At 64.6% G+C, this 26,781-nt stretch carries 27 protein-coding genes; 11 read left to right on the top strand and 16 right to left on the bottom strand.

Translation table 11 applies throughout. The annotated features are described in order from the left end of the window. Positions 1-124 precede the first annotated feature (124 nt). The 5 genes from HF916_RS40000 to HF916_RS40020 all read right to left on the bottom strand — a co-directional run bounded on the left by HF916_RS40000 (position 125) and on the right by HF916_RS40020 (position 5,876). The gene (locus tag HF916_RS40000) at positions 125-1,180 is read right to left on the bottom strand and encodes an ABC transporter permease (protein ID WP_168794230.1); all 1,056 of its coding nucleotides are present in this window, start codon (positions 1,178-1,180) and stop codon (positions 125-127) included. Then, positions 1,177-2,775 carry a sugar ABC transporter ATP-binding protein gene (locus HF916_RS40005; RefSeq protein WP_168794231.1) on the bottom strand — a complete coding sequence of 533 codons (1,599 nt, stop codon included), beginning with the start codon at positions 2,773-2,775 and terminating at the stop codon, positions 1,177-1,179. Before HF916_RS40005 ends, HF916_RS40000 begins: the two co-directional genes overlap by 4 nt. A gap of 302 nt (positions 2,776-3,077) precedes the next feature. Continuing rightward, the gene (locus tag HF916_RS40010; RefSeq protein ID WP_168794232.1) at positions 3,078-4,040 is read right to left on the bottom strand and encodes a sugar ABC transporter substrate-binding protein; all 963 of its coding nucleotides are present in this window, start codon (positions 4,038-4,040) and stop codon (positions 3,078-3,080) included. Positions 4,041-4,392: 352 nt separating this feature from the next. Continuing rightward, positions 4,393-5,370: a magnesium/cobalt transporter CorA gene (gene corA, locus HF916_RS40015; RefSeq protein WP_168794233.1), complete on the bottom strand. Its 978-nt coding sequence runs from the start codon at positions 5,368-5,370 to the stop codon at positions 4,393-4,395. Positions 5,371-5,549: 179 nt separating this feature from the next. Beyond that, positions 5,550-5,876, bottom strand: coding sequence for a hypothetical protein (locus tag HF916_RS40020; RefSeq protein ID WP_240975701.1), 327 nt, complete (start codon positions 5,874-5,876; stop codon positions 5,550-5,552). Between the two features lie 443 nt (positions 5,877-6,319). Between HF916_RS40020 and cydX the strand changes: the two genes are divergently transcribed. Together cydX and HF916_RS40030 are read left to right on the top strand one after the other, a co-directional pair. After that, on the top strand, positions 6,320-6,469 hold the full coding sequence (gene cydX / locus HF916_RS40025; protein WP_168794234.1) for a cytochrome bd-I oxidase subunit CydX: 150 nt from the start codon (positions 6,320-6,322) through the stop codon (positions 6,467-6,469). Beyond that, positions 6,466-7,083, top strand: coding sequence for an AAA family ATPase (locus HF916_RS40030; protein ID WP_168794235.1), 618 nt, complete (start codon positions 6,466-6,468; stop codon positions 7,081-7,083). Before cydX ends, HF916_RS40030 begins: the two co-directional genes overlap by 4 nt. Before the next feature lie 131 nt (positions 7,084-7,214). On the opposite strand, the gene HF916_RS40035 is transcribed toward HF916_RS40030, so the two are convergent. From HF916_RS40035 to HF916_RS40045, 3 genes are all read right to left on the bottom strand, one after another. Then, positions 7,215-8,312, bottom strand: a complete 1,098-nt coding sequence (locus HF916_RS40035; protein WP_168794236.1) for a saccharopine dehydrogenase family protein — start codon at positions 8,310-8,312, stop codon at positions 7,215-7,217. A 222-nt stretch (positions 8,313-8,534) separates the two neighbouring features. Beyond that, on the bottom strand, positions 8,535-8,993 hold the full coding sequence (locus tag HF916_RS40040; protein WP_168794237.1) for an Lrp/AsnC family transcriptional regulator: 459 nt from the start codon (positions 8,991-8,993) through the stop codon (positions 8,535-8,537). A gap of 138 nt (positions 8,994-9,131) precedes the next feature. Beyond that, the gene (locus HF916_RS40045) at positions 9,132-10,016 is read right to left on the bottom strand and encodes a LysR family transcriptional regulator (protein WP_168794238.1); all 885 of its coding nucleotides are present in this window, start codon (positions 10,014-10,016) and stop codon (positions 9,132-9,134) included. A 198-nt stretch (positions 10,017-10,214) separates the two neighbouring features. Here HF916_RS40045 and HF916_RS40050 point away from each other — a divergent pair, with 198 nt between their 5' ends. Then, entirely contained in the window at positions 10,215-10,736 is a 522-nt protein-coding gene (locus tag HF916_RS40050) for a Spy/CpxP family protein refolding chaperone (protein ID WP_168794239.1), read from the top strand. Positions 10,737-11,032: 296 nt separating this feature from the next. After that, positions 11,033-11,470 carry a PGDYG domain-containing protein gene (locus tag HF916_RS40055; protein WP_168794240.1) on the top strand — a complete coding sequence of 146 codons (438 nt, stop codon included), beginning with the start codon at positions 11,033-11,035 and terminating at the stop codon, positions 11,468-11,470. 18 nt (positions 11,471-11,488) lie between these two features. Here HF916_RS40055 and HF916_RS40060 read toward each other — a convergent pair whose 3' ends face one another. From HF916_RS40060 to HF916_RS40095, 8 genes are all read right to left on the bottom strand, one after another. Then, complete coding sequence (locus HF916_RS40060; protein WP_168794241.1) at positions 11,489-11,857, bottom strand: DUF3022 domain-containing protein; 369 nt, start codon at positions 11,855-11,857, stop codon at positions 11,489-11,491. A 154-nt stretch (positions 11,858-12,011) separates the two neighbouring features. Then, positions 12,012-12,830, bottom strand: coding sequence for a YhfC family intramembrane metalloprotease (locus HF916_RS40065; protein WP_168794242.1), 819 nt, complete (start codon positions 12,828-12,830; stop codon positions 12,012-12,014). A gap of 71 nt (positions 12,831-12,901) precedes the next feature. Further along, a complete protein-coding gene (locus HF916_RS40070) occupies positions 12,902-13,990 on the bottom strand; it encodes a LacI family DNA-binding transcriptional regulator (RefSeq protein WP_168794243.1) in 1,089 nt (362 codons plus the stop codon). 25 nt (positions 13,991-14,015) lie between these two features. After that, complete coding sequence (locus HF916_RS40075; RefSeq protein WP_168794244.1) at positions 14,016-14,981, bottom strand: 2-hydroxyacid dehydrogenase; 966 nt, start codon at positions 14,979-14,981, stop codon at positions 14,016-14,018. Further along, the gene (locus tag HF916_RS40080; protein ID WP_168794245.1) at positions 14,981-16,276 is read right to left on the bottom strand and encodes an MFS transporter; all 1,296 of its coding nucleotides are present in this window, start codon (positions 16,274-16,276) and stop codon (positions 14,981-14,983) included. The genes HF916_RS40075 and HF916_RS40080 overlap by 1 nt, the downstream gene beginning before the upstream one ends. Positions 16,277-16,399: 123 nt before the next feature. Further along, positions 16,400-17,371: a sugar kinase gene (locus tag HF916_RS40085; RefSeq protein WP_168794246.1), complete on the bottom strand. Its 972-nt coding sequence runs from the start codon at positions 17,369-17,371 to the stop codon at positions 16,400-16,402. 217 nt (positions 17,372-17,588) lie between these two features. Next, complete coding sequence (locus HF916_RS40090; protein WP_168795815.1) at positions 17,589-18,362, bottom strand: sugar phosphate isomerase/epimerase family protein; 774 nt, start codon at positions 18,360-18,362, stop codon at positions 17,589-17,591. Between the two features lie 160 nt (positions 18,363-18,522). Then, positions 18,523-19,413, bottom strand: a complete 891-nt coding sequence (locus tag HF916_RS40095; RefSeq protein WP_168794247.1) for a LysR family transcriptional regulator — start codon at positions 19,411-19,413, stop codon at positions 18,523-18,525. Between the two features lie 121 nt (positions 19,414-19,534). On the opposite strand from HF916_RS40095, the gene HF916_RS40100 reads away from it, so the two are divergent. The 7 genes from HF916_RS40100 to HF916_RS40130 all read left to right on the top strand — a co-directional run bounded on the left by HF916_RS40100 (position 19,535) and on the right by HF916_RS40130 (position 26,779). Next, positions 19,535-20,632 carry a YeiH family protein gene (locus HF916_RS40100; protein WP_168794248.1) on the top strand — a complete coding sequence of 366 codons (1,098 nt, stop codon included), beginning with the start codon at positions 19,535-19,537 and terminating at the stop codon, positions 20,630-20,632. 184 nt (positions 20,633-20,816) lie between these two features. Then, complete coding sequence (locus tag HF916_RS40105; protein ID WP_168794249.1) at positions 20,817-21,554, top strand: glutathione S-transferase family protein; 738 nt, start codon at positions 20,817-20,819, stop codon at positions 21,552-21,554. A gap of 112 nt (positions 21,555-21,666) precedes the next feature. Further along, positions 21,667-23,400 carry a ClcB-like voltage-gated chloride channel protein gene (locus tag HF916_RS40110; protein ID WP_168795816.1) on the top strand — a complete coding sequence of 578 codons (1,734 nt, stop codon included), beginning with the start codon at positions 21,667-21,669 and terminating at the stop codon, positions 23,398-23,400. A 164-nt stretch (positions 23,401-23,564) separates the two neighbouring features. After that, positions 23,565-24,902 (top strand): C45 family autoproteolytic acyltransferase/hydolase, encoded by a 1,338-nt coding sequence (locus HF916_RS40115; RefSeq protein ID WP_168794250.1) that lies wholly within the window; start codon positions 23,565-23,567, stop codon positions 24,900-24,902. 289 nt (positions 24,903-25,191) lie between these two features. Further along, positions 25,192-25,446 (top strand): hypothetical protein, encoded by a 255-nt coding sequence (locus tag HF916_RS40120; protein ID WP_106284270.1) that lies wholly within the window; start codon positions 25,192-25,194, stop codon positions 25,444-25,446. Positions 25,447-25,634: 188 nt separating this feature from the next. After that, the gene (locus tag HF916_RS40125; protein ID WP_168794251.1) at positions 25,635-25,865 is read left to right on the top strand and encodes a DUF2795 domain-containing protein; all 231 of its coding nucleotides are present in this window, start codon (positions 25,635-25,637) and stop codon (positions 25,863-25,865) included. Continuing rightward, positions 25,862-26,779: an AraC family transcriptional regulator gene (locus HF916_RS40130; protein WP_206001967.1), complete on the top strand. Its 918-nt coding sequence runs from the start codon at positions 25,862-25,864 to the stop codon at positions 26,777-26,779. Before HF916_RS40125 ends, HF916_RS40130 begins: the two co-directional genes overlap by 4 nt. The last annotated feature ends 2 nt before the right edge of the window (positions 26,780-26,781 follow it).

Below are 26,781 nucleotides of genomic sequence, written 5' to 3' on the forward strand. Positions count from 1 at the left end.
TGGCGACCCACCGGACGTCTTCATCGAAGACAGATCAAACCCATGAATTCTTACGCTTTACCGCTCATGACGCTGTGACTGCCTGGGTTGCGTTACTCTGCCGGCTTGCGGTGCCCATCACCGGTCAGGCCCGCTTGCGGCGGCTGCGATACGTATCCAGCACCACCGCCACCACGATCACCGCGCCGGTGATCATGCGCTTGGTCGGCTCGTTCGCGCCGATCTGCGCGAGGCCAGCCGCCAGCACGGAAATGATCAACACGCCGAAAAAAGTGCTGATCACCGAGCCGCGCCCGCCCATCAGGCTCGTGCCGCCGATCACCACGGCCGCGATCACCTGCAGTTCCACGCCCTGGCCCGCGTTCGGATCGGCCGCTTCCAGACGCGAAATCTGGAACAGCGCGGCCAGCCCCGAGAGCGCGCCCATCAGCGCGAACACGATGACCTTGTACGGCCGCGGATTGACGCCCGCGAGCCGCACGGCTTCCTCGTTGGTGCCGATGCCGACCAGATAGCGGCCGAACACCGTGCGCGTGAGCACCAGTTGCGCGATGACCATCACCGCCACCGCGATCAGGAACGCCGGCGAGATGCCGAGCGCGATCGGGTTCGACAGGAAGTCGAACGCGTCGCCGATGTAGGCGGTGCGCGAATTCGTCATCTGGTACGCCAGGCCGCGTGCCGCTTCCAGCACACCGAGCGAGACGATGAATGACGGAATCCGCCAGCCCACCGTCACCGCGCCGGTGACGGTGCCGGTCAGCGCCGCCGCGGCGACGCCGAGCACCGCCGACGGCAACGGCCCCCAGCCCCACTTCAGCGCGGCCACGCTCACCACCGACGCGCCCAGCGCCAGCACCGATCCCACCGAGAGATCGATTCCGGCGATGATCAGCACGAAGGTCATCCCCACCGACATCACGACCAGATCGGGAATCTGGTTGGCGATCGTACTGAACGTGTCGTAGGTCAGAAAGTGCGAACTCAGCAGCGAGAACAGCACGATCATCCCCAGCAACGCGCCGGCGAGCCCCAGGTAATTCGAAAAACCGAGCCGCGTGCCGGCCGGTTTGCCGCTCGCGAGCGGCGCCGACGGATCGGCCGGCGGCGCGACGGTGCCCGTGCCGCTCGCCGTACCCGGCTTGTCGCCCGATGCTTCACGCAACGGTTGATCGTTCATGACACACTCCCTGCTTCGCTAGTGTCGGGGGCGGCGTGCAGCAACGCTTCGCGGCTGCGGTAGCCGGCGAACGCCGCGGCCAGCAACGCATCCTGCGACCAGTTATCGCGCTCGAACACACCCGTCATGCTGCCCGCGGACATCACGCCGATCCGGTCGCAGATCAGCATGAGCTCGCGCAGGTCGCTCGACACCACGACGAGCGCGCGCCCTTCACGGGCCAGCGCACCCATCAGGCCATAAATATCGAACTTCGCGCCGACGTCGATGCCGCGCGTAGGTTCGTCGAATAACAGCACGCGGCAATCGCGCGCCAGCCAGCGGCCGATCACGACCTTCTGCTGGTTGCCGCCCGACAGCTCGCCGACAATCTGCCCCGGCCCGGAAGTGCGGATCCGCATCGCCGCGATCTGCGTCTGCGCCAGCGCGTTCTCCCGCTTCGCATCGACGATGCCGTGCCGCGCCACGCTGCCGATATTGCCGAGCGACACGTTGGCCGCGATCGGCTGCGGCAACAGCAGGCCTTCGCCTTTACGGTCCTCGGTAATCAGCGCGATGCCCGCGCGCACCGCGTCCGAAGGCGAAGCGATCTGCACCGGCGTGGGCGGCGCGCCCGGCGTTGCAGCCAGCGAAACGGTGCCGCTGTCCTTCGGATCCGCGCCGTAGATCAGCCGCATCAACTCCGTGCGGCCCGCGCCGATCAGCCCGCTGATGCCAAAAACCTCGCCCGCGCGCACTTCGAACGACACCTCGCGCACCACCTTGCCGCGTGTGAGCCGGTCCACTTTCAACAGCGGCGCGCCGATGTTGCGCACGCCCAGATCGATCCGCTCGCCGAGTTCCCGGCCGACCATCCATGTGACGATTTCGTCGCTGGTCAGGTTGGCCATCGTGTCGACATGCACCAGCCGTCCGTCGCGCAGGACCGCGATCTGCTCGGCCACCCGCGCGAGCTCCTCGAGCCGGTGCGAGATGTAGACCAGCGCCACGCCGCGCGCCTTCAGCCGGTCGATCTGTTCGAACAGCAGATCGACTTCGCGCGCGGTCAGCATCGCGGTCGGTTCGTCGAGGATCAGCACGCGGCAATCGTCGATCAGATTGCGCGCGATTTCCACCATCTGCTGATGGCCGATGCCGAGCTCGCCGACCAGCGTGTCCGGATCGATCGCATCGAGCCCGACCTGCGCCATGGCGTGACGCGCGTCTTCGCGCAGCTTGCGCCGGTCGATCCAGCCGAAGCTGAACGCGCCGACCCGCGGCAAGCGGTTCAGGAACAGGTTTTCCGCCACCGACAAGGTCGGCAGCAGATTCAGCTCCTGCATCACCATGCGCACGCCGAGCGCCTCGGCCTGGGTGCGGCTCGCCGGCGCATAAGGCACGCCGCCGAGTTGCATCGTGCCGGTGGTCGGATCGACGAGCCCGCCGATGATTTTGGACAGCGTACTCTTGCCCGCGCCGTTCTCGCCCGTCAGCGCCAATACCTCGCCGGCGCGCAGCGACAGCGAAATGTCGGCGAGCACCGGTTCGGCGTAGGTCTTGCCGATGCCGCTGACAGACAGGACGGCAGGCACGGCGTCGTGGTCGGTTGAATCCATCGCAATCCTGGTTCCGGGGCGGTAGCTGCGGCCTCACGCGATTCGCTCGAATGAAGCCGCAGCCCTCACGCCCCGTGTCATGCCGGCCCAATGCGCGGAATGCGCGGGCGCTAAAAAGCCACGCACCCTCCCGTCGCGCGGCACCGTCATGACGCTTACCTCTGGAATTAACGGCGGCGCGGCAGTTTTCTTGAGCGTTTGTTGAATAGACGCGGGTTTGCGAGCGCAGATCACGCATGGAACATGACGCGGCGCCGGCAAACCCGCGTACCCGACCTACCCCGGCACTGACCGGGCGATGCCTACTTCGTGACCAGATCGCACGGCGTTTCCACCACGCCGGACAGATCCGCCTGCTTCTTGTGCTCGCTGAGCGCCTTCAGCGCGGTGTCGATACCGAACACGGCCTGCTTGGCGGCGTACTGATCCGCGGTGGCGAGCACGCGGCCGTCCTTGAGCATCGGCTTGATCGCGTTGATGTTGTCGTAGCCGACCACCAGCACCTTGCCTTGCCTGCCCGACGCGCGCACGGCCGAGACCGCGCCGATCGCCATGTTGTCGTTGCCGGCGAGGAGGGCCTTCAAATTCGGGTATTCGTTGAGCATGGCCGACGCCACCGCGTTGCCCTTGTCGATTTCCCATTCACCCGACTGCACCGAGACGACCTTGGCGCCGACCTTCTGCATCGCATCCTTGAAACCGGCGGTGCGCTGCTGCGCGTTGGTGGTGGTCGATACGCCTTCGATGATGCCGACCTCGTCGCCCGCCTTGAGCTTCTTGGCCAGGTAATCGCCGACCTTCTGCGCGCCCTTGCGGTTATCCGGGCCGACGAACGGCACGTTCAGGTCTTTCGACTTGAGCACATCCGGGTCGAGCCGGTTGTCGATGTTCACGACGATGATGCCCGCGTCCACCGCTTTCTTGACGACCGGCACCAGCGCCTTCGAGTCGGCCGGCGCCAGCACGATCGCGTCGACCTTCGAGACGATCATCTGCTCGACGATGCGGATCTGGTTCGCCGTATCGGTCTCGTCCTTGATGCCGTTGGTGATCAGGTCGAATTGCGACGGATTGTGCTTCTGATAGTCCTTCGCGCCGGTCTCCATGGTCAGGAAGAACTCGTTGGCGAGCGACTTCATCACCAGCGCGACCTTCGGCTTATGAGCGGGCGTGCTCTGCGCGTACGCGGAGGAAAACGGCAAGGCGGCGGTAGCGGTGGCGAGGACGGCGGCCGTCAGGATGCGGCGGCGAATGCGTTGGTTCATGCCTATCTCCAGGGTCTGTCAGGCTCGCGATGGAGCCTTATTTAAATTAGTGCGCAAACGTTTGCGAGGGCCATTCTCAGCGCAGTCTATTCTGATTGTCAACGATGCGCGGTGTTGCAGTGCATCGGCATGCGGTACGCACGGTGATGCACTGCGCCCGGTCGAATCGAAGCGGCGCGCCGCTTCAGCGCGCCGGCAGGCGGCGTGTGGCAAAGGGTTCCTCGCTTGGTCCGTGCGTGGCAGATTGACCGCCGGCTGCAAGATCGCAGGCCGACGGGCCGCCTATGCTGGACTTTTATTGCGTGCGGTGCAAGCGGGGAGCGGCGCCGACGAACGCCACCCTGCCCGCCCATCAGAGCCAGCCGGCCTTGCGGAAGCGCCAGTACAGCACGAGGTCGACGGTCAGCATGACCAGAAGACAGATCGGATAGCCGTACTGGTAGTGCAGCTCGGGGATGCTCTGGAAATTCATCCCGTAGATGCCGGCGATCATGGTCGGCACCGCGAACAGCGCCGCGAAAGAACCGAGCCGTTTGGTCACCTCGCTCTCGGCCAGCGAAATCATGCCGAGATTGACCTGCACGGCGGTGACGATCATTTCGCGCCGTCCGTCGATGATCCTGACGATCCGCTCGAGATGGTCGTAGACATCGCGGAAGTACGCCTGCATGCCTTCGCAGATGCTCGGAATGCGGCCGCCCGTCAATTTGCTGACGGCTTCCTGCAATGGCGCGATATGGTGCTGCAAGATCACGAGGCGCCGTTTCAGCGAGTACAGATCCTGGATGATCGCGCGCGACGCCGCCGAATTGTTGCGGTCGAAAATGCGGTCTTCGAGCGCTTCGATCTCGCTGTTCATCGCCTCGATGATCGGGAAATAACGATCGACGATATCGTCGGCGAGCGCATACAGCACGAACGCCGAGCCTTCCTTGAGCAGTTGCGGCTCGCGCTCGCAGCGGGCGCGCACGTTCTGGAAGCCGGCGCGGGTGCCGCGCCGCACCGATAGCACATAGTTGGCGCCGACGAACACGTCGACTTCGCCGATCAGCAGTTCGCCTTCTTCGTCCATTTCCACCGTGTGCATCACCGCGAACAGCGACTCGCCGTACTCCTCGATCTTGGGACGCTGATGGCCGTTCTGCGCGTCTTCGATCGCGAGCTCGTGCAGACCGAACTCGTGTTTCATCACGGCCAGCTCGTCCGGGCTTGGGTCTTTCAGCGCCACCCAGACGAAACACTCGGGCCGCGCCACGTAGTCGCTGATGCTATCGATGTCGATGTCTGCCAGCTTCCGGCCGTCCTGGTAGGCGGCGCAATTGATCAGCATGTTGGATTACCTTGAAAACGGAACAGACCGGCCGGACGCTTACGATACGTAAGACTGGCGGCGGATCTGCATAAACGAATTTGCGTTAGCCGCCATGTTACGGGCTATGCGTGAAGGCTATGTATCGAATTGTTAAGCCTCGCGGCCGCCGGTGCGCCACACCCGCGAGGCAGCGCACGCTATTGCGCGACCCGGCGCAGCGCGATGCGGTGATCGTCGCCGAACGTGACCGACGCGCGGTTCGTGTAGCGCGTATCGGCCGTCACCGTGAAGCGCATTTCGACGACCGGATCGAACTGCGTCGATACGCCGATGCGATGCACGCCCGGGCTCAGATAGAAGACTACGTGCTCGCCGTTCATCAGGTCGGTGACCTGCTCGCCGTCGATATACACCAGGGCGTCGCGAAAGCGGACGATCACGTCGCGGGAACGCTCACGGCGGACGTCCACGGCGACGAGCCCCGTGCCCGGCTCCGTGTAGCCGGGCTGGACGATGCGCGGCAAGCGCGCCTAGCTTCGCCAATGCGACCCGCGCGGCTTGGCGATGGTGGTGCGGACGCGTCGGCATGCTGGGTCTCCCGTGTTGTTGGTTATGGTCCTGCTTGTGTGCTTCTTCTTTCCGATCGGTATGCGGGACGATGCCTGGCCGTCCTGATTGCTGCTGCCCGTTGCTGCTGCCCAACCTTCGTTATGCATGATAGCAACGCCCGCCCGTTCTGCCAGCCTGGCCGAACGGCCGACCCTGCGACCTCTTGCACGGCGTCGCGTTCTTCTTCATGATCGCTGCAAAGGGCGGTTCCGTGGGCTGCCGCGCGTGAGGTCCGCGTGGTGGATTTACCCTCGGTTCCAGCGCATACCGTCGCCTGCCGGCATCTCGCCTTCGCTCGAACGACAATGCGCAACGCTTCAGGTCTGGCCTCGCCGGACATACGATCAAGGAGACTGCAATGTGGTATTTCACCTGGATTCTCGGCATCGGCGTGGCGTTGGGCTTCGGCATCATCAACGTGATGTGGCTGGAGGCCGGCGACAAATTCACGCGTGACCCGCAACGCGCCGGCGCCGTACCCGCCTCGCCCGAGGACGCGCCTTCGTGACTCATCTGGTTTTCTTCTGCGGTCACGCGGGCACCGGCAAGACCACGCTCGCGAAGAAGCTGCTCGGCCCGCTGATGAGAGCGGGCGCCACGCCCTTCTGCCTGCTCGATAAAGATACGCTTTATGGCGGCTATAGCGCGGCGGCCATGGCCATGCTGACCGGCGATCCGAACGACCGCGACAGCCCGCTGTTCCTGCAGCATCTGCGCGATCCCGAATATCGCGGCCTGCTCGATACCGCCCGCGACAATCTCGAACTCGGCATCAGCGCGATCGTGGTCGGGCCGCTCTCGCGCGAAGTGCGCGAGCGGCGCCTATTCGATCGCGCGTGGCTGGGGGTGGGTGCGGACGTGGCGCTACGGGTCGTGTGGGTCTATACGTCGGAAGAGACGGCGCATCGGCGGATCGTGGAGCGCGCCAATCCGGACGATGCCTACAAACTCGCGCACTGGGACGAGTATCGGCAACGCCGCTTCGTGCCCAGCGGCGATATCTGCGACGACCTGTTGATGTTCGACAATACCGCGCCGACTTCGGCGGATTATGAAGCCCTGCTGGCGCGCATCGTCGGCGAGCCGCAGGCGGCGATGATCATGCCGCCGGTGCCTGTGTAGCGTAGCGTCGGCATCAATAAAAACGCCCCGAACGGGGCGTTTCCTAGGCTCTCTGCGAAGCCGTCTTTGCTGCTCGCGGCAGACATTCATGCCTGTTGCCACGTTGTCGCACGGCCCTCGGTGCCGATCCTTCAGACCGTAGCCATCGTCTCCAGCGCCTGCCCCTCGTACAACTGGCCGAAGCGGTTCGCGAGGAAGTCGCGCAGCGACACCTGCTCCTGGCGCACGAAGCCCTTCTGCGGCAGCTTCTGTTCGCGGAACAGATCGAGCACCGCGCACATCGCGCCGGCCGTGGTGATCTGGATCGCGCTCATCGGCACGCCGCACACCGTCTTTGCGAAGATCTTGCGGGTGAAGACTTCCTGCACCAGTTGACCATCGCGCATGCCGCTCACCGTAATGAACACCAGCACCACGTCTTGCGCAGTGGACGGCACCGAACGGCGCATGATGGTCTTGAGCGTGTCACGATCGCTGGCAAGACGCAGGTCTTCGAGCAGGAATTGCATCAGGTTGCGGTGGCCCGGATAACGCACCGACTTGTAGTCGAGCGACTCGACCCGGCCTGAGAGCGTTTCGCACAGCGTACCCAAGCCGCCGGAGGTATTGAAGGCTTCGTATTCGGTGCCGTCGAGCGAGAAATGTTCGAGGCCTTCGAGCGGCTGCACCCACTGCGTGCGGCTGTCGCGAATCGCTTCGCACGGCTGGCAGTACTCGTTGATCAGACCGTCGACGCTCCACGTCAGGTTGTACTTCAGCGCGTTGGTCGGGAATTCCGGCAGCGCGCCCACGCGCATCTTGACGTCGCGGATTTCCGTGAAGCGGTTCGCCAGTTCGTGCGCGGCGATGCCGATAAAGCCCGGCGCGAGACCGCACTGCGGCATGAAGGCGTGATCGGCGTCGTCGGCGATCGCGCGGATTGCATGCGTGGCGCGCACGTCTTCCGTCAGATCGAAGTAATGCACGCCCGCGCCCTTGGCCGCCGAGGCCACGTTCACCGCGAGGTAATACGGCAGCGCGTTGACGAGCGCGTCGAAGCCTTGCACGGCGGCGCGCAGAGCGGCGGCATCGGCGGAATCCACGCGGTGGGTCGGAATGCCCTGGGCAGCGAGTTTGTCGAGCGCGTGCTGGTCGCGGTCGAACGCGACGACTTCGTAGTCGCCAGTTTCGCGCAACATGTGGGCGATGGTGTGGCCAATCAAACCTGCGCCAACGATGGCTACTTTCATGCGCTTCTCCTGATTATTGTGTGCTGTCTCCAGCTTGGGAAGTGCGCTGCGCTCGTGGCGCGGCGCCCGGCGGGCTGTACCCTTCAGCAACAGTTTAGGGAGAAGCAAAAACAGTTCATACGCGCAGAATGCTGCGGTATGACCATGAAGTTCGACGTTATGACGAACCAATCAGTCGATATGTCGGAAAGTTGTTAAAACGGTGTAAACGTCGGGCGGCGCTCACACCATGCCGCGGTCGATCTTGCGCGCCAGAATGATCGAAGTCGTGGTCCGCTCCACGCCTTCCAGTTCGCCGATCTGATCGAGCAGATCGTTCAGACGATCGGGCGAATCGGCGCGCAGCCACGCAACGTAATCGAACTCGCCGCTCACCGCGCACAGCAACTGCACTTCGGGCATTTTGCCAAGGCGTTTCTGCACGGCTGGCCCATGCTTCGGCGCGATGATGATGCCGACATAAGCCACGATGCTCGCGTCGAGCACGTCCTGACCGAGCCGCACGCTGTACCCGGCAATCACGTTGCTGCGCTCGAGCCGCGCGATGCGCGCGATCACCGTGGTGCGTGCCACGTCGAGCTGGCGGGCGAGGTTAGCGACGCTCTCGCGGGCGTTCGCTTGCAGCAGCGCAACGAGGTTGCGGTCGAGGTCGTCGAGTTGGTCGAGGCGCGGAGGTCTCATCGAGGGAAAAGGAAGTGGCTCAGGTGAGGCGGATTATCGCGCGTCTTCATCGGCAAATGGAGAAGTCACCGGGCCTATCGCCATGAACATGCCGAGCGAAATGGCAGGCGGCACAGCGCATCGCATCCGCCGTCAGGCTCATACACCGAACCGTTCGACCACGAAATCGATAAAGCTGGTGAGCTTGGGCGTGGCGCGGCGATCACGCGGATACACCAGATGCACTGGCGCGCCATCGGGCAAATAATCTTCCAGCACCGACACCAGTTCGCCGCTGGCAATTTCTCTCGCCAGCAGCGCCTCCGGCTGCAACACCAACCCGAAGCCGTGCAACGCGGCCACCTTGAGCGCCTGGCCGTTGTTCGCGCGAAACCGTCCGGCACGCAACTGGCATTCATCCGCGTTGTCGCCGCCGAGTCGCCACAAACCTTCGCGGCCCCAATGCAGAAACCCCAGGCATTCGTGATGCATCAGATCCTCCGGCGTGCGCGGCGTGCCGGCGCGCGCCAGATACGCCGGCGACGCGCACGCGCGCATCCGGTAAGGCTTCAACGGCCGCGCGACGAAACTCGAATCCGGCAACCGGCCAATGCGCACCGACGCGTCGAAGCCCTCTTCCACCAGGTCGATCACACGGTTCGACAGATCGAGTTCGAGCGTGATGTCCGGCCAGGCGGTGAGGTACTCGGTCATCGCTGGGGCGAAGACTTCGACGCCGTACGTGAGCGGCACCGTCACCTTGAGCACGCCGCGCGGCGCGGCGGCCATCGCCTCGGCGAGCGACTCGGCTTCTTTCACGTCGGCCAGGATGCGCCGGCATTGCTCGTAATACTGCCGGCCGATCTCTGTCAGACTTTGCCGACGTGTGGTGCGCGTCAACAGCCGCGTGGCGAGCCGCGTTTCGAGCGAACGGATATGCTTGCCCACCATCGCCGACGAAATGTCGAAGCGCTCAGCGGCCGCCGTCAGGCTGCCCGCCTCGACCACGGCGACGAAAATTTCCATGCTGACGAATTTATCCACCCGCTATTTCCTGTTCGTTTCGGTTGTAAGCGTTTGTCGCACAAGAGCCGCATTGTAGGGATATCGTGATATTAATAGCGGCGACGGCAAAGTGGGCAGCCGGCCGCCGCGCATCGTCATGACCCGCGCATGACCACCGCACGACGGGCCGCTCGCACGCGAGCCTTGTCCCAATTCGAATAGACATCAGGAGTTTCGATGAAAAAAGCACTGGTAATGCTGGCCACCGCAGTCGCCATGAGCGGCGCGTTCGCACAAACTTCCGCGCCGGCGTCGGCACCGGTGAGCGCCGCTTCCGCACCCGCCGGCAAGGCCGGCCATGAGCGCAACGTCGAAGACCGCATCGCCTACCTGCATTCGCAACTGAAGATCACCTCGGCGCAGGAATCGCAGTGGAACGCATTCGCCGACGTGATGCGCGGCAACGGCCAAACGATGGGCCAACTGTTCCAGCAACGCCGGGCCGCCACCAACGTGTCGGCGCTCGACGACATGAAGCAATACGCGACGATCGCGCAAGCGCACGCGGACGGCATGAAGAAGCTCGTCGATGCGTTCGATCCGCTGTACAACAGCTTCTCGCCGGAACAGAAGAAGCTGGCTGACGTGACCTTCCATCAGCCGGGCGGCGTGGAAGGCCATGGTCATCATGGCAAAGGCAAGGGTAAAGGCGGCAAGGCAGCGTCTGCCCCGGCAAGCGACGCCACGGTGAAGCCGTAAGTGTAAAAACCCGCTGGTGCGCAGTGTGGGTTCTCCACGCTGCGCGCGGCGGATATCTTTTGCCGTGTGCGGCAGGGTTCGCCCTCACGCTTGCCGCACGTCGAACTTTCCTGCAGTCCACACGCCGGCCGGGCTCTTCCCGCCCTGGCGATTCCGCGCGACAGACAGACGATCCGCGCCGCCATCCATCGCAAAAGAAACCGGTCGCCAGATGCATCTGGCATGATGCGAGTCGTACGCGGCCCGAAGACTTGAAGTCCGGCGCCGCCGTCAAACTCTCCACACCTGCTCGCTTCATGACCGAACTGAAAAATCTCGACCTGAGTCAAGACGCCACCGCCTGCCGCGTCGTCAAAGACGAAACGGTCAGCGTGGAATTCGCCGCCGCCGAAGGCGAACTGATGAGCCTCGAAGGCCCGAACCGCTACGTCCGCGGCGACGCGCTGATCACCGGCTCGACGGGCGACCGCTGGGTCGTCTCGCGCGAACGCTTCGACGCCAAATACGTGCCCGCCGACGCAGCCGTCTCGCACGGCGAAGCCGGCGCATACCGCAACCGCCCCGCCGTCGTTCTGGCTAAACAGATGCATGAAGCGTTCACGCTCGCGCGCTCGGCAAACGGCGGCGACGTGCTGCGCGGCGTCGCCGGCGACTGGGTCATGCAATACGCGCCGGGCGACTACGGCGTGGTGCAGGCCGCCCGCTTCGCGAAGGTCTACCGGCTCGCCGATTGAGCCGTTTCCGCATGTGCTTTAAGCGAACTCGTCACCGAGATCCACGGTGACATCGCGCGGCACCGCTTCGCCGTTCGCATACTGTTCTTCGAGCGAGCCGATGCTCGCTTCGACATACGCGCGCAGCACCGCGAAACTGCGGCCTCGCAGCCGTGCCGGCAACGCGCGATAACGCGCCAACGCGGCCGGCGCGATCACCACGGTCATTACGATACGGCGCGCAGTCGAGCCGAAACGCATCGCCACCCAGAGAATCGCCAGCGTCGGCGTGCCGTCTTCCGCGGCGCGTTGGATGAACTGCGTCTGCTCGGGGAACAGATCGCTGATGACGCGCGCCAGTTCCTCGAACTCGGGATTGGCGCAGTCGTATTGGTAAGCTTCTTCCATTGAAGTGTGCCGAAAGGGTGGCCTTGAAAAGAGGCCGATTGTAGAGAACGGTTGACGGTTCAAGACGGAGCGCATTTCATGCGCGCCATCGAGTCGCCGTCATGCGACTATCGCGTGGTCGTCACGCAGTCGGCGAGCGTGCACGATGCGCGCATCAAGCGACCACCACGGGACGCCTGTACGCCCGGAACAGCAACCCCGTGACGATCACCGCTCCCACGGCATACACGGCGTCCACCGCCGCGAGCGGCACGAGTTGCGCCTGGAACAACGCGGCGGGCACATCCACCAGCGCATGCAACACGATCGCGAGCGGCAGGATGCCGCGCCAACCGGACCGCAAGCCGCGCCACATCAACACCGACAAGCCGATCTGGAACACCAGCGCGGCCACGCGTTCGAGCGCGAAAATGCCGGCGGTCTGCGGCGTCAGGCTGGCAAGAATCAGATGGATGCGCATCACCGAATCGGTCGGCAGATTGCTGAGGTAGCCGTCCAGTTCGCCGCGGTTTTCGAAGACCGCGAACAGGATCCATTGAATCTGCACCAGCACGCCGACTAGCCACGCTTCGGCGCCGCCGTGGCCGAGGCCATAAGTCAGCGCGGTGCCGTCGTTCGTTCCCGCCGCGAGCGACGTCGAGCCCGACTTCGCCGCCGCCCGCTTGAGCAGCAGCCGCATGCCGATGAACCGCCCCACTTCCTCGCAAATACCCGCAGCCAGCGCGCCGTACACCACGAAGGCGAGCGGATTCGACAGGAAGTTCGCGGTCGCTTCATTCCGATGCAGCAAGTAGTCGTTCAACGCGCGCTCGATCACCATGGCGAACAGCGCGAACACGGCGATGCCGGTGATGGCGTCACGCGGCTTGAGCGCGAGCGGTCGGCGCAGACGGCGGTAGATCAGGAAGGGTAAAGCGGCGACGAGCAGCGTCGCGAGGGCGAGGCTCGAGAGGGTAAGCGGTGCAACAACCATGAGTTTCCTTGCGATGTCCGGCGCGCACCCGCTGCGCGCCGCAGCCCGAATGATCGCAGATCGGCGCGAATTCAGCGCAAAGTGGAGGCGCGGACGATCAATTCGCCCGGCAGAAGACAGTCGCGGGCAGTGGTCTGAACGCCTTCGATGCGTTCGTGCAGGAACTCGACCGCGCGATAGCCGATCTCGTAGGTCGGCTGGCGAATCGTGGTGACGCCGGTCAATTCGGCCCACTCGGGGTCGTCGATGGAAAGCAGCGCGACGCGGGCTTGCCAGTCTGCGCCGTAGCGCGCTTTCAGATGCAAGGCGAGACACAACGCGACGGGCGCGTTCGCTGCAAACAGGGCGATGCGCGCGGCGTTGCCCGTGGCGCCGGCGGCGTTGTGCGCGTGGGCGGCTGCGTCGATCGCGCGGTCCAGTTCGGCGAGGCTGCGCTCGACGTCAGCGGCATCCGCGAGATTCAGCACCAGCGTGTGACCACGCGCGGCGCTCTTGCCGCGTTGCTCGCCTTGAGCACGCATCGCCTCGCGAAACGCCGCTTCGCGCAGTTGCCGCGAGCTGACCTGCTCGAAAGGCTGAACCACGAACCAGATATCGTCAAAACCATTGTCCAGCAGATGCCGCGTGCCGAGCTCCGCCGCCGCCCGATTGTCGAGTCCGACCATGTCCGTGACGAGTCCATCCACCGAACGGTCTACCAGCACCGCCGGAATCCCGCCGCCGCCCACCGGCCGAAGCGTTTCCTCGCGCACACCGAGCGCGTTGACGATCACACCTTCCACCCGGTAAGTGGTGAGCAGTTGCAGATAACGCCGCTCCATCTCGACTTCGTTCGCCGCATGACAGATCAGCGGCATCAACCCGAGCGCGTGGCATGCCGCTTCCACGCCTTGCAGCACTTCGACCGTGTAGGGATTCGTCAGGTCGGCGAGCAGCATGCCGATCAGGCGGTTGCGGCCACGCTTGAGGCCACGCGCCATCTGGTTTGGCTGATAGTCGAGCCGCGCGATCGCGGCCTCGATGCGCGCGCGCAGTTCCGGCGACAGCACGCTCATCTCGCCGTTCAGATAGCGCGAGATGCTGGTCTTGCCAGTGCCGGCTTCGCGCGCGACGTCGGTGATCGTCGCGCGGCGCGGCGTGGCCTGAGGCATCGCGCTCATCGGCTCCTCATCGATCGGAATCGGCTCATTTTGAAAGAACGTCGCGGTTGACGATGTTAGTTGTGAGCGTGCCGTCAAGCGCGGCGACCAGGTTTTCCGCCGCATTGCGCGCCATCGCGTGACGGGTTTCGTGGGTCGCCGAACCGATATGCGGCAGCGCGACCACATTCGCCAGCTTCAGCAGCGGCGAGTCGGCCGGCAGCGGTTCGGTCTCAAACACATCGAGACCGGCGCCGTGGATCGTGCCGTTTTGCAGCGCCTCGATCAGCGCCTTTTCATCGACGGTCGCGCCGCGCGAGGCGTTGATCAGGATCGCGCTCTTCTTCATCGACTTCAACTCGGCCGCGCCGATCAGATGCTTCGTCTCTGGCGTCAAGGGCACTTGCAGGCAGACAAAATCAGAAGTGGCGAGCAACTCCGCCAACTCGACGCGCCGCGCACCGTACGCCTCTTCGGCCTGCGGGTTCGCGCTGCGGTTGGTGTACAGCACCTTCATGTTGAAGCCGAGCGCCGCGCGCCGCGCCACCGCGCCGCCGATCCGCCCGAGCCCGACGATGCCGAGCGTCTTGCCCTGCACGTCGACGCCGAACAGAGCCGGGCCGATGCTGTGCTGCCAGTGCCCCGCCTTCACCCACTCGGCGAGTTCGACCACCCGCCGCGCCGACGCGAGAATCAGCGAGAACACCGTGTCCGCGGTGGACTCGGTCAACACGTCCGGCGTGTGCGCGAGCACGATGCCGCGACGCGTGAGATCGGCCACGTCGAACTGGTCGAAGCCGACCGAGATGGTCGATAACGCCTTGAGCCGCGTCGCGCCTTCGAGCATCGCGGACGTGATCGTCACGCTCGAACCGATGCCGCCGTCCGCGTCTTTCAGCGCGGCCACAAACGTGTCGTGCTGCGCTGCATCGACCTGCACGACTTCCGCATGCTGTTGCAGATACGCGAGCACATCTTCGGGCAACGACTTCCAGGCGACGATCTTCTTCATCAGCTTATTTTCCTTGCAACGGTGTGACGAGCGGTGGCCGCGTTGTTGGTTTCCTGCTGCTGCGGTTTGACGATCAGCGTCAGAATCACGGCGGCGAGCAGCGCCACGCTCATGAATGCATACGATGCCGCGGGCGAACCGGTCGCGCCGTTCAGATAGCCGACCACATACGAGCCGACGAACGAACCGAGCGCGCCCATGCTGTTGATCAGCGCCATCGCGCCGCCCGCGACGTTCTTCGGCAGCAGTTCCGGCACGATCGCGAAGAACGGGCCGTACGGCGCGTACATCGCGCCGCCGGCGATCACCAGCAATGCGTACGAGAGCCAGAAATGCGTTGAGCCGAGCGCGTACGAAGCCGCGAACGCGACCGCGCCGATCAGCAGGAACGGCCACACGAATACTTTGCGGCGGTTGAGTTTATCCGATGCCCACGAAGCTGCAAGCATCGCGATGGTCGCGGCAAGATAAGGCAGCGCCGAGAGCCAGCCGGTTTCGACCATGCCGAGCGTCGAACCGTTCTTCAGGATCGACGGCAGCCACAGCACGAAGCCATACACGCCAATGCTCCAGCAGAAATATTGCGCGCACAGCTTGATCACCGCGGGCGTGCGAAACGCGTCGCTATAGTTGCGCACCGGCTTGATCGCGGCCTGCTCGGCGCGCAGCGTTTCGGCGAGGTCGTCCTTTTGCTGCTGCGTGAGCCACGACACCTGTTGCGGCTTGTCCTGCACGATGAACCACCAGCACACGGCCCAGAGAATCGCGGGCGCGCCTTCGGCGATAAACATGTGACGCCAGCCGAACGAATGCACCAGATAGCCCGACACCACCGACATCCACAGCACCGTCACCGGATTGCCGAGAATCAGGAAAGTGTTGGCGCGCGAGCGCTCGCTTTTGGTAAACCAGTTGCTGATGAAAATCAGCATGGCCGGCATCACCGCCGCTTCGACCACGCCGAGTACGAAGCGGATCACCATCAGCGACGGAATATTGCTGACCATGCCGGTGAGCGACGCGCAACCGCCCCACAGCACCAGGCTCCAGAACACGAGCTTCTTGACGCTGCGGCGTTCCGCGTAGATTGCGCCGGGAATCTGGAAGAAGAAATAACCGAGGAAGAACAGCGCGCCGATCAGCGACGACAGTCCCTTGCTGATGCCGAGATCCTGGTTGATGCCGGCGGCCGACGCGAAACCGAAGTTCGCGCGATCCAGATAAGCGAGGCTGTAGGTGATGAACACGATCGGCATGATCGTCCACCAACGGCGAATCGCAAGCGATGAGGTCATGGGATGTCTCCTTGGACGGCTTCCCGAAACAATGATGGACGTTTATGGGCGCTCTGTTCGAGCGCTCTTGCTGTTATCGAGGCGGCTTGATTGAACGCGGCGCTTTGCGGTCGCCCCGGGTTGTCAGGCCGCGGCCGCGTCGGCCGCTTCCAGTGCGTCGAGTTCGGCGCGGCTCGGCAGCCCTTCCGAATCGCCGATCACCTGAATCGCCAGCGCGCCGATGCGGTTGCCGCGCGCCACCGCTTGCGGCAACGACTTGCCTTCCAGCAACGCGCTGACTACGCCGACAGCGAAACCATCGCCGGCGCCGACCGTGTCCACGACTTTTGCGACCGGCTGACCGGCGATCACGGCGGCATCGTCGGCGGTGCGAAAGTACGCGCCCTGCGCGCCGAGCTTAATGATCACGCCGCGCGCGCCGAGGTCCAGATAGAACCCGGCGACGTCCTCCGGCTGCGTATAGCCGGTCAGAATCTCGCCCTCGCCGATGCCGGGCAGCACCCAGTCGGCCAGCGCGGCGAGCGCGTTCAGGCCTTCGACCATTGCGGCGCGCGACGGCCACAGCGTCGGACGCAGGTTCGGGTCGAAGGAAATCGTCTTACCGGCGGCACGCATTTCGCGCGCCAGATGGAACGCGAGTTCGCGCGAGCTCGCCGAAATGGCGGGCGCGACGCCGGTCAGGTGCAGATGACGCGCCGGCAGTACGTAGTCCGCCGCATAGTCCGCCACCGACAGATGGCTCGCCGCCGAACCCTTGCGGAAATACTCGATCGCCGGGTCGCTGCCGTCGTCGTTTTTCGACTTGAGCTGGAAGCCGGTTGGATAGCGCTCGTCGGTCGTGACGCAGCCCTGGTCGATGCCCTCTTTCGTCAACGTGTCGCGCACGTACTGGCCGAACGAATCGTTGCCGACGCGGCTCATCCAGCCCACTTTGAAGCCGAGGCGCGACAAACCGATCGCCACGTTCAGATCGGCGCCGGCGACGCGCTTCGTGAACTGCCCGACACCCGCGAGCGGGCCGGTTTCGGCGGCCACGAACATGGCCATCGCTTCGCCGTAGGTGATGACATCGAGTGCTGCGTTTGTCTTGCTCATGCTTCGCTCCTGCGTGATCCTTTTTGCTGCGTGTTTTGCGCGTTTTGTGTGGGTGCTTGCTGCTTACCGTTTGCAGCGCGAGGTTTGCTGCGTGCTGTTTGCGCCTGCCGTTTTGCGCGCACCGTTCAAGCTTTCCGTTGCTGCACCCGTTTGCCGCGTGCTTGTCGCCGCGTGCTGTTTTCGGTGTCGCCGCTCTCTCTCAGATTCCACATACCGCTCACGCGGCGGCCAGCCATGCGACATAATGCGCCGCGTCCGCGTCGACACGGCTTACATCGAACGGAAACTCGATGCCGCGCGGCACGTGGCGCGGCAGCTTGTCGAGCACCGCGGCGAACTGGGCGTCGTCGGCGGCCGGGGCGGCGGGAAAGCGTCGTGCGCCCTCGCCCACCGTCGTCTTGCAATGGATGTATTCCACATGCGCCGCCAGTTGCGCGGCGGCGTCGAGCGGCACAACCTCGCGCCAGGCCCAGTTGCCGATGTCGAAGGTCATGCCGAGCAGGTCGGCGTGGCCCTCACGCTCCAACGCGTCAAACAGGCCGATGAACTGCGCGAGCGAACCGCCCTCGGCCAACTGCCCGTTTTCGACGACGAGGCGCAGTTCCGCGCAGCGCATGTGATCGGCGATCACGGCGGCATTGGCGTCGGTGGTGAAACCGCCGAGCTGCAACTTCACGAAGCGCGCGCCGAGGGCGAGCGCTTCTTCGACCGAGAGGCGCAACGCTTCGGTGTCGAGCGTGCCCTGCGCCGTGTACAGCGAAGCCGGCGTGGAGTACACGGACCACAAGCCCAGTTCCGCGATCTGCTTGCCGAGCGCGCGCAGGTTGTGCGGCGCGGCGTCGGTTTCGTCGGCGAACAGTTCACGGCGCACTTCGAAGGCCGCCGCGCCGGCCTGTTTGCTCGCTCGCGCCCACTTCAGATGACCGTCCGTGCGGACCGCGTTCATCCCGAATGCGCTTGCGACAATCACCACGTCCACTGCGTCAGCCATGTCGAATTTACTCACATCTGTCTCATGATCGGCATTTGGAACCGGTTCCAAACACACTTCGAAAAAAAGCGCCGAGGCGCTTCCGATGCCCGAATAGTGCGCCGAGGCCGCCGTCGTGCACCATAGTGGAAATCCCCAGGCGTGAGTTGGCATACGCGCATCAAATTCCATCCGCCAGACACAGCGCGAGAAACTGCTCCACGACCCGCGACGGCGCGCTCGCATGCGGCACCAGAATCGACAGGCGCCGCGTGAGCGGTTCCGGACTGAGCGACAGCAGGCACAGCGCCCGGTCTTCGTGCCGCATCGACATGGCGGAGACGAAGCCGATGCCCATGCCCGCCCGCACCGCTTCTTTCACGCCTTCGACGCCGGCGATCTCCAGCGCCACGCGCATGGGCACGCCCGCCCGCGCAAACGCGCGCTCGACGATCTGCCGCACGCCCGAGCCCGCCTCGCGCAACACCAGCGGATATTCGCCGAAGGCCGCCAGCCCCGCCGAATCGCCTTCGGCCAGTTGCGCCAATGGATGCGAGCGCGGCATGATCGCGACGATCTCGTCTTCGCGCCACGCATGCACCGCGGTATCCGGCGGCAGATCCACGCCGACCGGCCCCTCGATCATCGCGATATCCACCGAATCGAGCGCGCCGACGATCTCCGTGGTGTTGCCGTCCGCCGTATGCAGCGTCACGTCTGGATAGCGGCGATGGAAGTCGGCGATCAGATACGGCAGCAGGTAACTCGCGGGCGTGGTGCTCGCGCCGATCCGCAAGGTGCCCTGTTCGAGGCCGCGCAAGGCGTCGCGGTACGCATGCGCCTGCCGCCAGGTGTCGCGCAGCCGCGTGGCGTAGCTGGCGAGTTGCTCGCCCGCGGGCGTGAGACGCACGCCGCGGCCGTCGCGCTGATATAGCGGCTCGCCAAATTCGTCCTGCAACTGCCGCAACTGGCCGGACACGGCGGGCTGCGACAAATGCAGCGCCACAGCCGCCCGGCTGATATTGCGATGCTCGGCGACGGCAGCAAACGTTATAAGTTGATCGGGGGTCATGGAGGTCAAAGTATCGGCTGAAGCGATACCTTACATTCTAAATCATGATTTTTCATATCGATATATCTAATTTAGGATTAGCCCCATCGAATCTTCGTCAGTCACAGAAAAGGGCTGCTCCATGTCCACCGTTCATCTCACCGCTGCCAGTACGACGCCTGCCGGGTTTTCCACCCGTGGGCAGCTCAACGGCATTCTGTTCGTCGCACTGTTTGCCGCTGCCGTCACGCGCATCGCCGCGATTCCCGCCATTGCCGGATTGGGCTTGAGCCCGCTGATCGTCGGCATCGTGGCCGGCGCCATTTACGGCAACGCGCTGCGCGACGGCATGCCCGCCAGCTGGGCGGCCGGCGTCAATTTTTCGGCGCGCAAGTTGCTGCGTATCGCCGTGGCCTTCTTCGGGCTGCGTGTGAGCCTGCAGGAAATCGCTCAGGTCGGCGTGCCCGGCCTCGCGGAATCCGTCCTGATCGTGGTCAGCACGCTCGTGATCGGCACGTGGGCCGGCATGAAAATCATGAAGCTCGACCGCGACACGGCCCTGCTGACCGCCGCGGGCAGCGCGATCTGCGGCGCCGCCGCCGTGCTCGCCTTCGAATCGACGCTTCAATCGAAGCCACATAAAAGCGCGATGGCCGTGGGCAGCGTGGTGCTGTTCGGCACGCTCTCGATGTTCCTTTATCCGGTCCTGTTCAAGGCAGGCTGGCTGCATCTGGACACAGTCGGCGCGGGCCTCTTTTTCGGCGGCACGATCCATGAAGTGGCGCAGGTGGTCGGTGCGGCCAGCAACGTGAGCCCGGAAGCGACGCACATCGCCACCATCGTCAAGATGACCCGCGTGATGTTGCTGGTGCCGGTGCTGCTGGTGGTCGGCATGTGGGTGAACCGCTCGGCGCGTCGCGATTCGGCTGCGGCCGGCGCGCAAGACGGCGCCCACGGCAACGCGCCGCGCAAGCTGGCGATTCCCTGGTTCGCGCTCGGCTTTCTCGCCTTCGTCGTGATCAACTCGCTGCATGTGCTGCCGGAAGCCGCGACCAGCACGCTCAACACGCTGGACACCTTCGCGCTGACCATGGCCATGACCGCGCTCGGCATCGAAACGCGCATTGCGCAGATCCGTCAGGCCGGTCCCCGCGCACTGACCACCGGCTTCATCCTGTATGTGTGGCTGATTGCCGGCGGACTGGGTATTACATGGACTGTCCAGCACCTGTTCGGCTAAGCCGCCCTCGCCTTCACCCCCACCCCGCCGCGTGCGGGGTTTTGCGCATTCTGGAGACCCATCCGGCGCGCTCGCGCGGCATACTGGTTGCTGGCGTCGTCAGCTCATGCAGCGTGCTTAGGCAACTCGCTTCTGCGCCCCGTCTTCGCGTCTGTGTCAATGCAACCGGAATGAGGATCGATCGATGAGCCTGGAACTTTACTATTGGGACGGCCTGCAAGGCCGCGGCGAATTCGTGCGGCTCGCGCTGGAAGAGGCCGGCGCCGACTACGTGGAAGTAGCGCGCGGCGAACGGTCGGCGGGTTTCGGCACGAACGCGATGATGTCGGTGATGAAGAGCAAGGACGAGCCGTATCCGCCGTTCGCGCCGCCGTTTCTGAAAGACGGCGACCTGATGATCGCGCAGACCGCCAACATCCTGTTCTATCTCGGCCCGCGGCTGAACCTCGCACCCACGGTGGAGAGCCTGCGCTATGTGGCTAACGGACTGCAACTGACCATCGCCGACATGGTCACCGAGGCGCACGACACGCATCACCCGCTCGCCAGCGCGCTTTACTACGAAGACCAGAAAGACGCCGCCAAAGTGCGCGCGCACGACTTCATCGACAACCGCATTCCGAAGTTCATGTCGTACTTCGAGCGCGTGCTCAAACAGAATCCGGCCGGCGATCAGTTCATGGTGGGCGACGCGCTCACTTACGTCGACCTGTCGATGTTCCAGTTGATCGACGGCTTGCTGTACGCGTTTCCCCGCGCGCTCAAGCGATTCGGCGAACACTACCCGCGGCTCGCCGCGTTGCACGATGCGGTGATCGAGCGGCCGAACATCGCCGCGTATCTGCAGTCTGACCGGCGCATCGAACACAACGAGGCCTGCATCTTCCGGCACTACCCGGAACTCGACAAGGCGGCGACTTGAGGCGCGCCTTCTTCCCTCGCTCGCTCAACGTCTTGCGCCCGCCGTCCAAAGCGGGCGCGATGCTGTTGCCGTGCGCGCTATTCAACCCACTTTCACGACCCGTACCGTCGACGTGCTTTCATTCCTGCTAAAGCTGCGCACCCGCGCCCAAGATCTGTTCCGTCTCTCCGACGCCCACACGATGCTGATCTGGTCGGTCGTGGTCGGCGTCGCGGGCGCCTTCGCGACGATCGCCTTTCGCGAGGGCATCGCGCTGCTGCAATTCGCGATCGTCGGCAAGTCCGGCAGTTTCGTCGAAATGGCGCGCGGCTTGCCGTGGACCGTGCGCATCTGGCTGCCCGCGGCGGGCGGCCTGATCGCCGGCTTCTTTCTGCTGATCGCGCGGCGTTACGAGGACAAATCCAATCACGTCGATTACATGGAAGCGGTCGCGATCGGCGACGGCGTGGTGCCGGTCAAGCTGAGCTTGTGGCGCAGCGTGTCGTCGCTGTTCACGATTTCGAGCGGCGGCTCGATCGGCCGTGAAGGTCCGATGGTGCAACTGGCGGCACTCGCCGGTTCGTTGATCGGACGCTGGGTGCATTTCGATCCGACGCGGCTGCGTCTGCTGGTAGCCTGCGGCGCGGCGGCCGGGATCACCTCCGCGTACAGCGCGCCGATCGCGGGCGCGTTTTTCGTCACCGAGATCGTGCTCGGCTCGATCGCGATGGAGAGCTTCGGACCCGTGGTGGTCTCGGCGGTGGTCGCCAACATCACGATGCGTGAATTCGCCGGCTACAAGCCGCCGTACGAAATGCCGGTGTTCCCACCGGTGACCGGCCTCGAAGTGCTGCTGTTCGTCGCGCTCGGCGTGCTGTGCGGCGCGGCTGCTCCGCAGTTTCTGCGGCTGCTCGACGTGTCGAAGCAGAGCTTTCGCAAGCTGCCGGTGCCGCTGCCGTTGAGGCTCGCGCTCGGCGGCCTGGTGGTCGGCATTCTGTCGGTCTGGACACCCGAGGTGTGGGGCAACGGTTATAGCGTCGTCAACTCGATTTTGCATTCGCCGTGGACGTGGACCGCGCTCGTCCTCGTGCTGGTGTTCAAGCTCGTCGCCACGGCGGCCACGGCGGGTTCCGGCGCGGTCGGCGGGGTGTTTACGCCAACGCTGTTCGTCGGCGCGGTGGTCGGCTCGCTGTTCGGCCAGGGCATGCACGCGCTGTGGCCGCACGGGACGTCGGCGCCGTTCGCGTACGCGATGGTCGGCATGGGCGCGTTTCTGGCGGGCGCCACCCAGGCGCCGCTGATGGCGATCCTGATGATCTTCGAGATGACGCTCAGCTATCAGGTCGTGCTGCCGCTGATGCTCTCCTGCGTGGTCGCCTATTTCGTATCGCGCGCGATCGGCAAGACCTCCATGTACGAAATCACGCTGCGCCGCAATCACGAGGAACAGGAACGCTCGCGCCTGCGCGCCACGCAGATGCGCGAGCTGATCCGCCCCGCCGAAACCGTCGTGTTGCCCAATGCGTCCGTGCAGGACATGACACGCGTGTTCCTCGAATATCCGGTGAAGTACCTCTACGTGGCGAACGACTCCGGCGCGTTTCTCGGCGTGGTCGCGCTCAAAGACATCACCTCCGATCTGCTCGACGGCACCGACACGTCCGCGAAGACCGCGGCAAACTATCTGCAACCGCATTTCGACGTGCTCACGCCGGACATGCCGCTAGGCGTGGCGTTGCAGCATTTCCTCGCGTTTCAGGGCGAGCGCCTGCCGGTAATCGAAAGCGCCGCGCATCCCACACTCGCCGGCGTGGTCTACAAAACCTCGCTGCTCGACGCGTATTTCCGCATGAATCCGACGCGCTAGGCGCCGCGCCCAATCCGCTTACGGGCCGCGCCCGCGGTCCCTTTGGGGCCCGTGCAAAGCGCCGCAAATTCTCTACAATGGACAGACCGCTGCGGCGAACGCCGGCAGCGCGCGTTACGCCAGAACGGGCGCACCGGGACGCCCGTCCTTCGATCGGAGCGAAGATGAGCGAACCGTCCCTCGATGCCGTGCGCCGCGACCAGGCGGGCTGGATTTTCCTGCATATCGAAGGCGAGCCGTACGATCGCGGCGAGCAGCACGGCCAGTTGCTCGCCAGCGAAATCCGCAACGCGATCCACACCGCCCGCTACCTCGCCAAGTGGGACACCGGCGAAGACTTCGAGACTTTCGTGAACGCCGCCGTCTCCCAGTTCGCCAACAAACTCGACACCGAATTCGCCGACGAAATCCAGGGCATCGCCGACGGCGCGAAGCTGCCGTTCGCCGAAGTGCTGGCGTGGAACGGCTACATGGATCTGCTGCAAAGCTGGTGGCCGACCCACGCGTCGCAGAAGCAGCCGAACCTCGGCGTGAAGCCGTGGCGCGGACGGCGCGGGCACCACTGCAGCGCATTCATCGCCACCGGCCGCGCGACCCGCGACGGCCGCATCGTGATGGCGCACAACTCGTGGGACCGCTACGCCGCCGGCGACGCGTTCAACGTCATCTTCGACATCGTGCCCGACCAGGGCAACCGCATCCTCATGCAAGGCTTGCCCGGCTGCATTTCCAGCCTCACGGATTTCTGGGTCACCGCTGCCGGGCTGATGGTGACGGAAACCACCATCTCCAACTTCGCCGGCTACAACGCGGCGGGCGCGCCCGAGTTCTACCGCTCGCGGCGCGCGTCGCAGTACGCGAACAGCATCGGCGAATGGTGCGAAATGTTCGCGATCGCCAATAACGGCGGCTATGCGAACAGCTGGCTGCTCGGCGACACCAAGACCGGCGAGATCGCGCGCTACGAACTGGGCCTGCACTTCTCCGGGTTCGAGAGCACCAAGGACGGGTTCTACAGCGGCTACAACACCGCGACCGATCTGAAGATCCGCAACCAGGAATGCCTCGGCGAAGGTGAGGACTATACGGACGTGCGCAAGAACGGCGCACGGCGCCTGCGCTTCATGCAACTCGAGGAAATGCATCGCGGCAAGATCGATGTGGAACTGGCCAAGGAGATGATCGCCGATCATCACGACGTCTATCTCGACCGCAACGACAACCCATGCTCGCGCACCATCTGCGGGCATCTGGAACTGGACGACGCGCGTTTCGGCGGCACCGATCAAGGGCCGTTCAATCCATGGGGCGCCAATGACGGCAAAGTGGTCGACAGCGACATGGCGCGCGAGATGGCGTTCAGCGCGCGCTGGGGCCACCCTTGCGGGCGGCCGTTCGACGCGCAGGCGTTCATGAAGCGGCATCCGCAGTGGAACTGGCTGAACGGCTATATGCGCGACCGGCCTTCGTGGCCATGGACGCGCTTCGACGTGCTGCGCTAGAGGCCGCGCCTGCGGCGCCTGCCGCACTGCAACATCCGCATCGCACGACCGTTCGCGACGGCGCTACTGCGTTGTTGCCGCGTTTCTGCCATTATCTGAAATCTACAATACCGTTTTGCCGCAAACGTGCGCGCTCTGCAGAATTTGCGCGCCTAAGATGGAGGATGCGCGGTAGCCGCCGTTGCAACACCTCGGCCACACCGCGTGGAGCATGCGCCGTCCTTTCGACGCGGGGACGGCACAGCGCTTGCTCAACTGTCAGCGCCGCATGAGCTTAGGAGGTCGGGCGATGAAAACCTCGACACTGTTGACCATGGTGACGCTGTCAGCCTCGTGCTTTGCCGCGCCGGTTCATACCGCGCCGGACAGCACGAACGCCAATAGTCTTGCCGAACGCGCCAACGCAGCACCCGTCGCCCCTGCGGCGCCGGACGTTGCCGCCACTGACAATAATCGTCCGCAACAATGGCAACATATCGCGCTGCCCAAATCTCGGCATCTCGATCGAAGCTTCACCGGACAGAACGAGCATTTGCAGACCTGACGCCAGTATGTGCGGACGTGCGCGCCAGTTGTGTGCGTGAGACTTCGCAGCCTGAAACGGCGACGATGGCAAGCGCGGCTGTGCACTTTTAAAAGCGGTATGCGGCAAACAGCACGGGCTCTGGCATTTCGTTCAGCGGCAACACTCACGTCCTCATCACGTCCAACCGTATCAACAGGAGCGTTTGCATGACCGCATCGGCTATTCCCGGCGAATCGATTGACCTGCAGATCACCGACGTTCTGAGCGAAGTCCAATTTCCGACCTACAAGGACGCGCTGGTCGACGTCGCGCGCGAAGCCGGCGCGAGCAACGAAGTGCTGTCGATGCTCGACGGCTTGCCGGAACAGGATTACCCCGACGTGGCCTCCGTGACGCGCTTTATCAGCGGCAATTACGGTCCGGGGCTCGGCGCGTGAGCGAGGAACCGGCGTCGTCGCCGCCGCGTTCCCAGTCGTCTTCCCCTTCGCTTACGCTTTCGTCTGGCCAGACCAAGCGCGGTTCCGACTGGATCTATCGCTCGCCGCAGACGGCCGGCGCGGGCGGCATCGAACGGATCGAGGCGTTCTTTCATCAGGCCGGCTACGCGATGCACCGCCACGATACCTATGCGATCGGCCGCACGCTGGCCGGTGTGCAGAGCTTTCGCTATCGCGGCAGCACCCGCAACAGCTTGCCGGGCGGCACCATGGTGCTGCATCCCGACGAACCGCACGACGGCCAGGCCGGCACCGGTGACGGTTTCCACTACCGCATGATCTATGTCGATCCGGCGCTGTTCCAGCAGGCGCTCGGCGGCAAGCCGTTGCCATTCCTGGAAGGCGGCCTGTCGAACGATCCGCGCCTGTTCGCCGCCACGGAAAGCCTGCTACGCGCGATGGACAGCGCGATCGATCCGCTCGAACAGGACAGCGCGCTCTACGATCTGGCCGTCGCACTCGACACGGTGGCAGGCGCGCCGGACACACCCCGTCCGGTGGATTACCGGGCGGCAACGCTTGCGCGCGACTACCTGCTGGCGTCGCTCGATCGCGCCGTCACGCTCGACGAACTCGCGGCCGCGGCGGGCCGCGACCGCTGGAGTCTGTCGCGGGATTTTCGCGCACTGTTCGGCACCAGTCCGCATCGCTATCTGACCATGCGGCGTCTCGATTTCGTGCGGCAACTTGTGCTCAAGGGCGCGTCGCTCGCCGACGCCTCAGCGGCGAGCGGCTTTGCCGATCAGAGCCACATGACGCGGCACTTCAAGCACGCTTGGGGCGTCGCGCCGGCGCAGTGGCTGAAGATGCTCGGCTCGTCGGCGCCCGGCGCGCTTAGGCGAAGGCGCGCCTGAGC

The organism is Paraburkholderia aromaticivorans, from assembly GCF_012689525.1.
In the GTDB taxonomy this organism is placed as follows: domain Bacteria; phylum Pseudomonadota; class Gammaproteobacteria; order Burkholderiales; family Burkholderiaceae; genus Paraburkholderia; species Paraburkholderia aromaticivorans_A.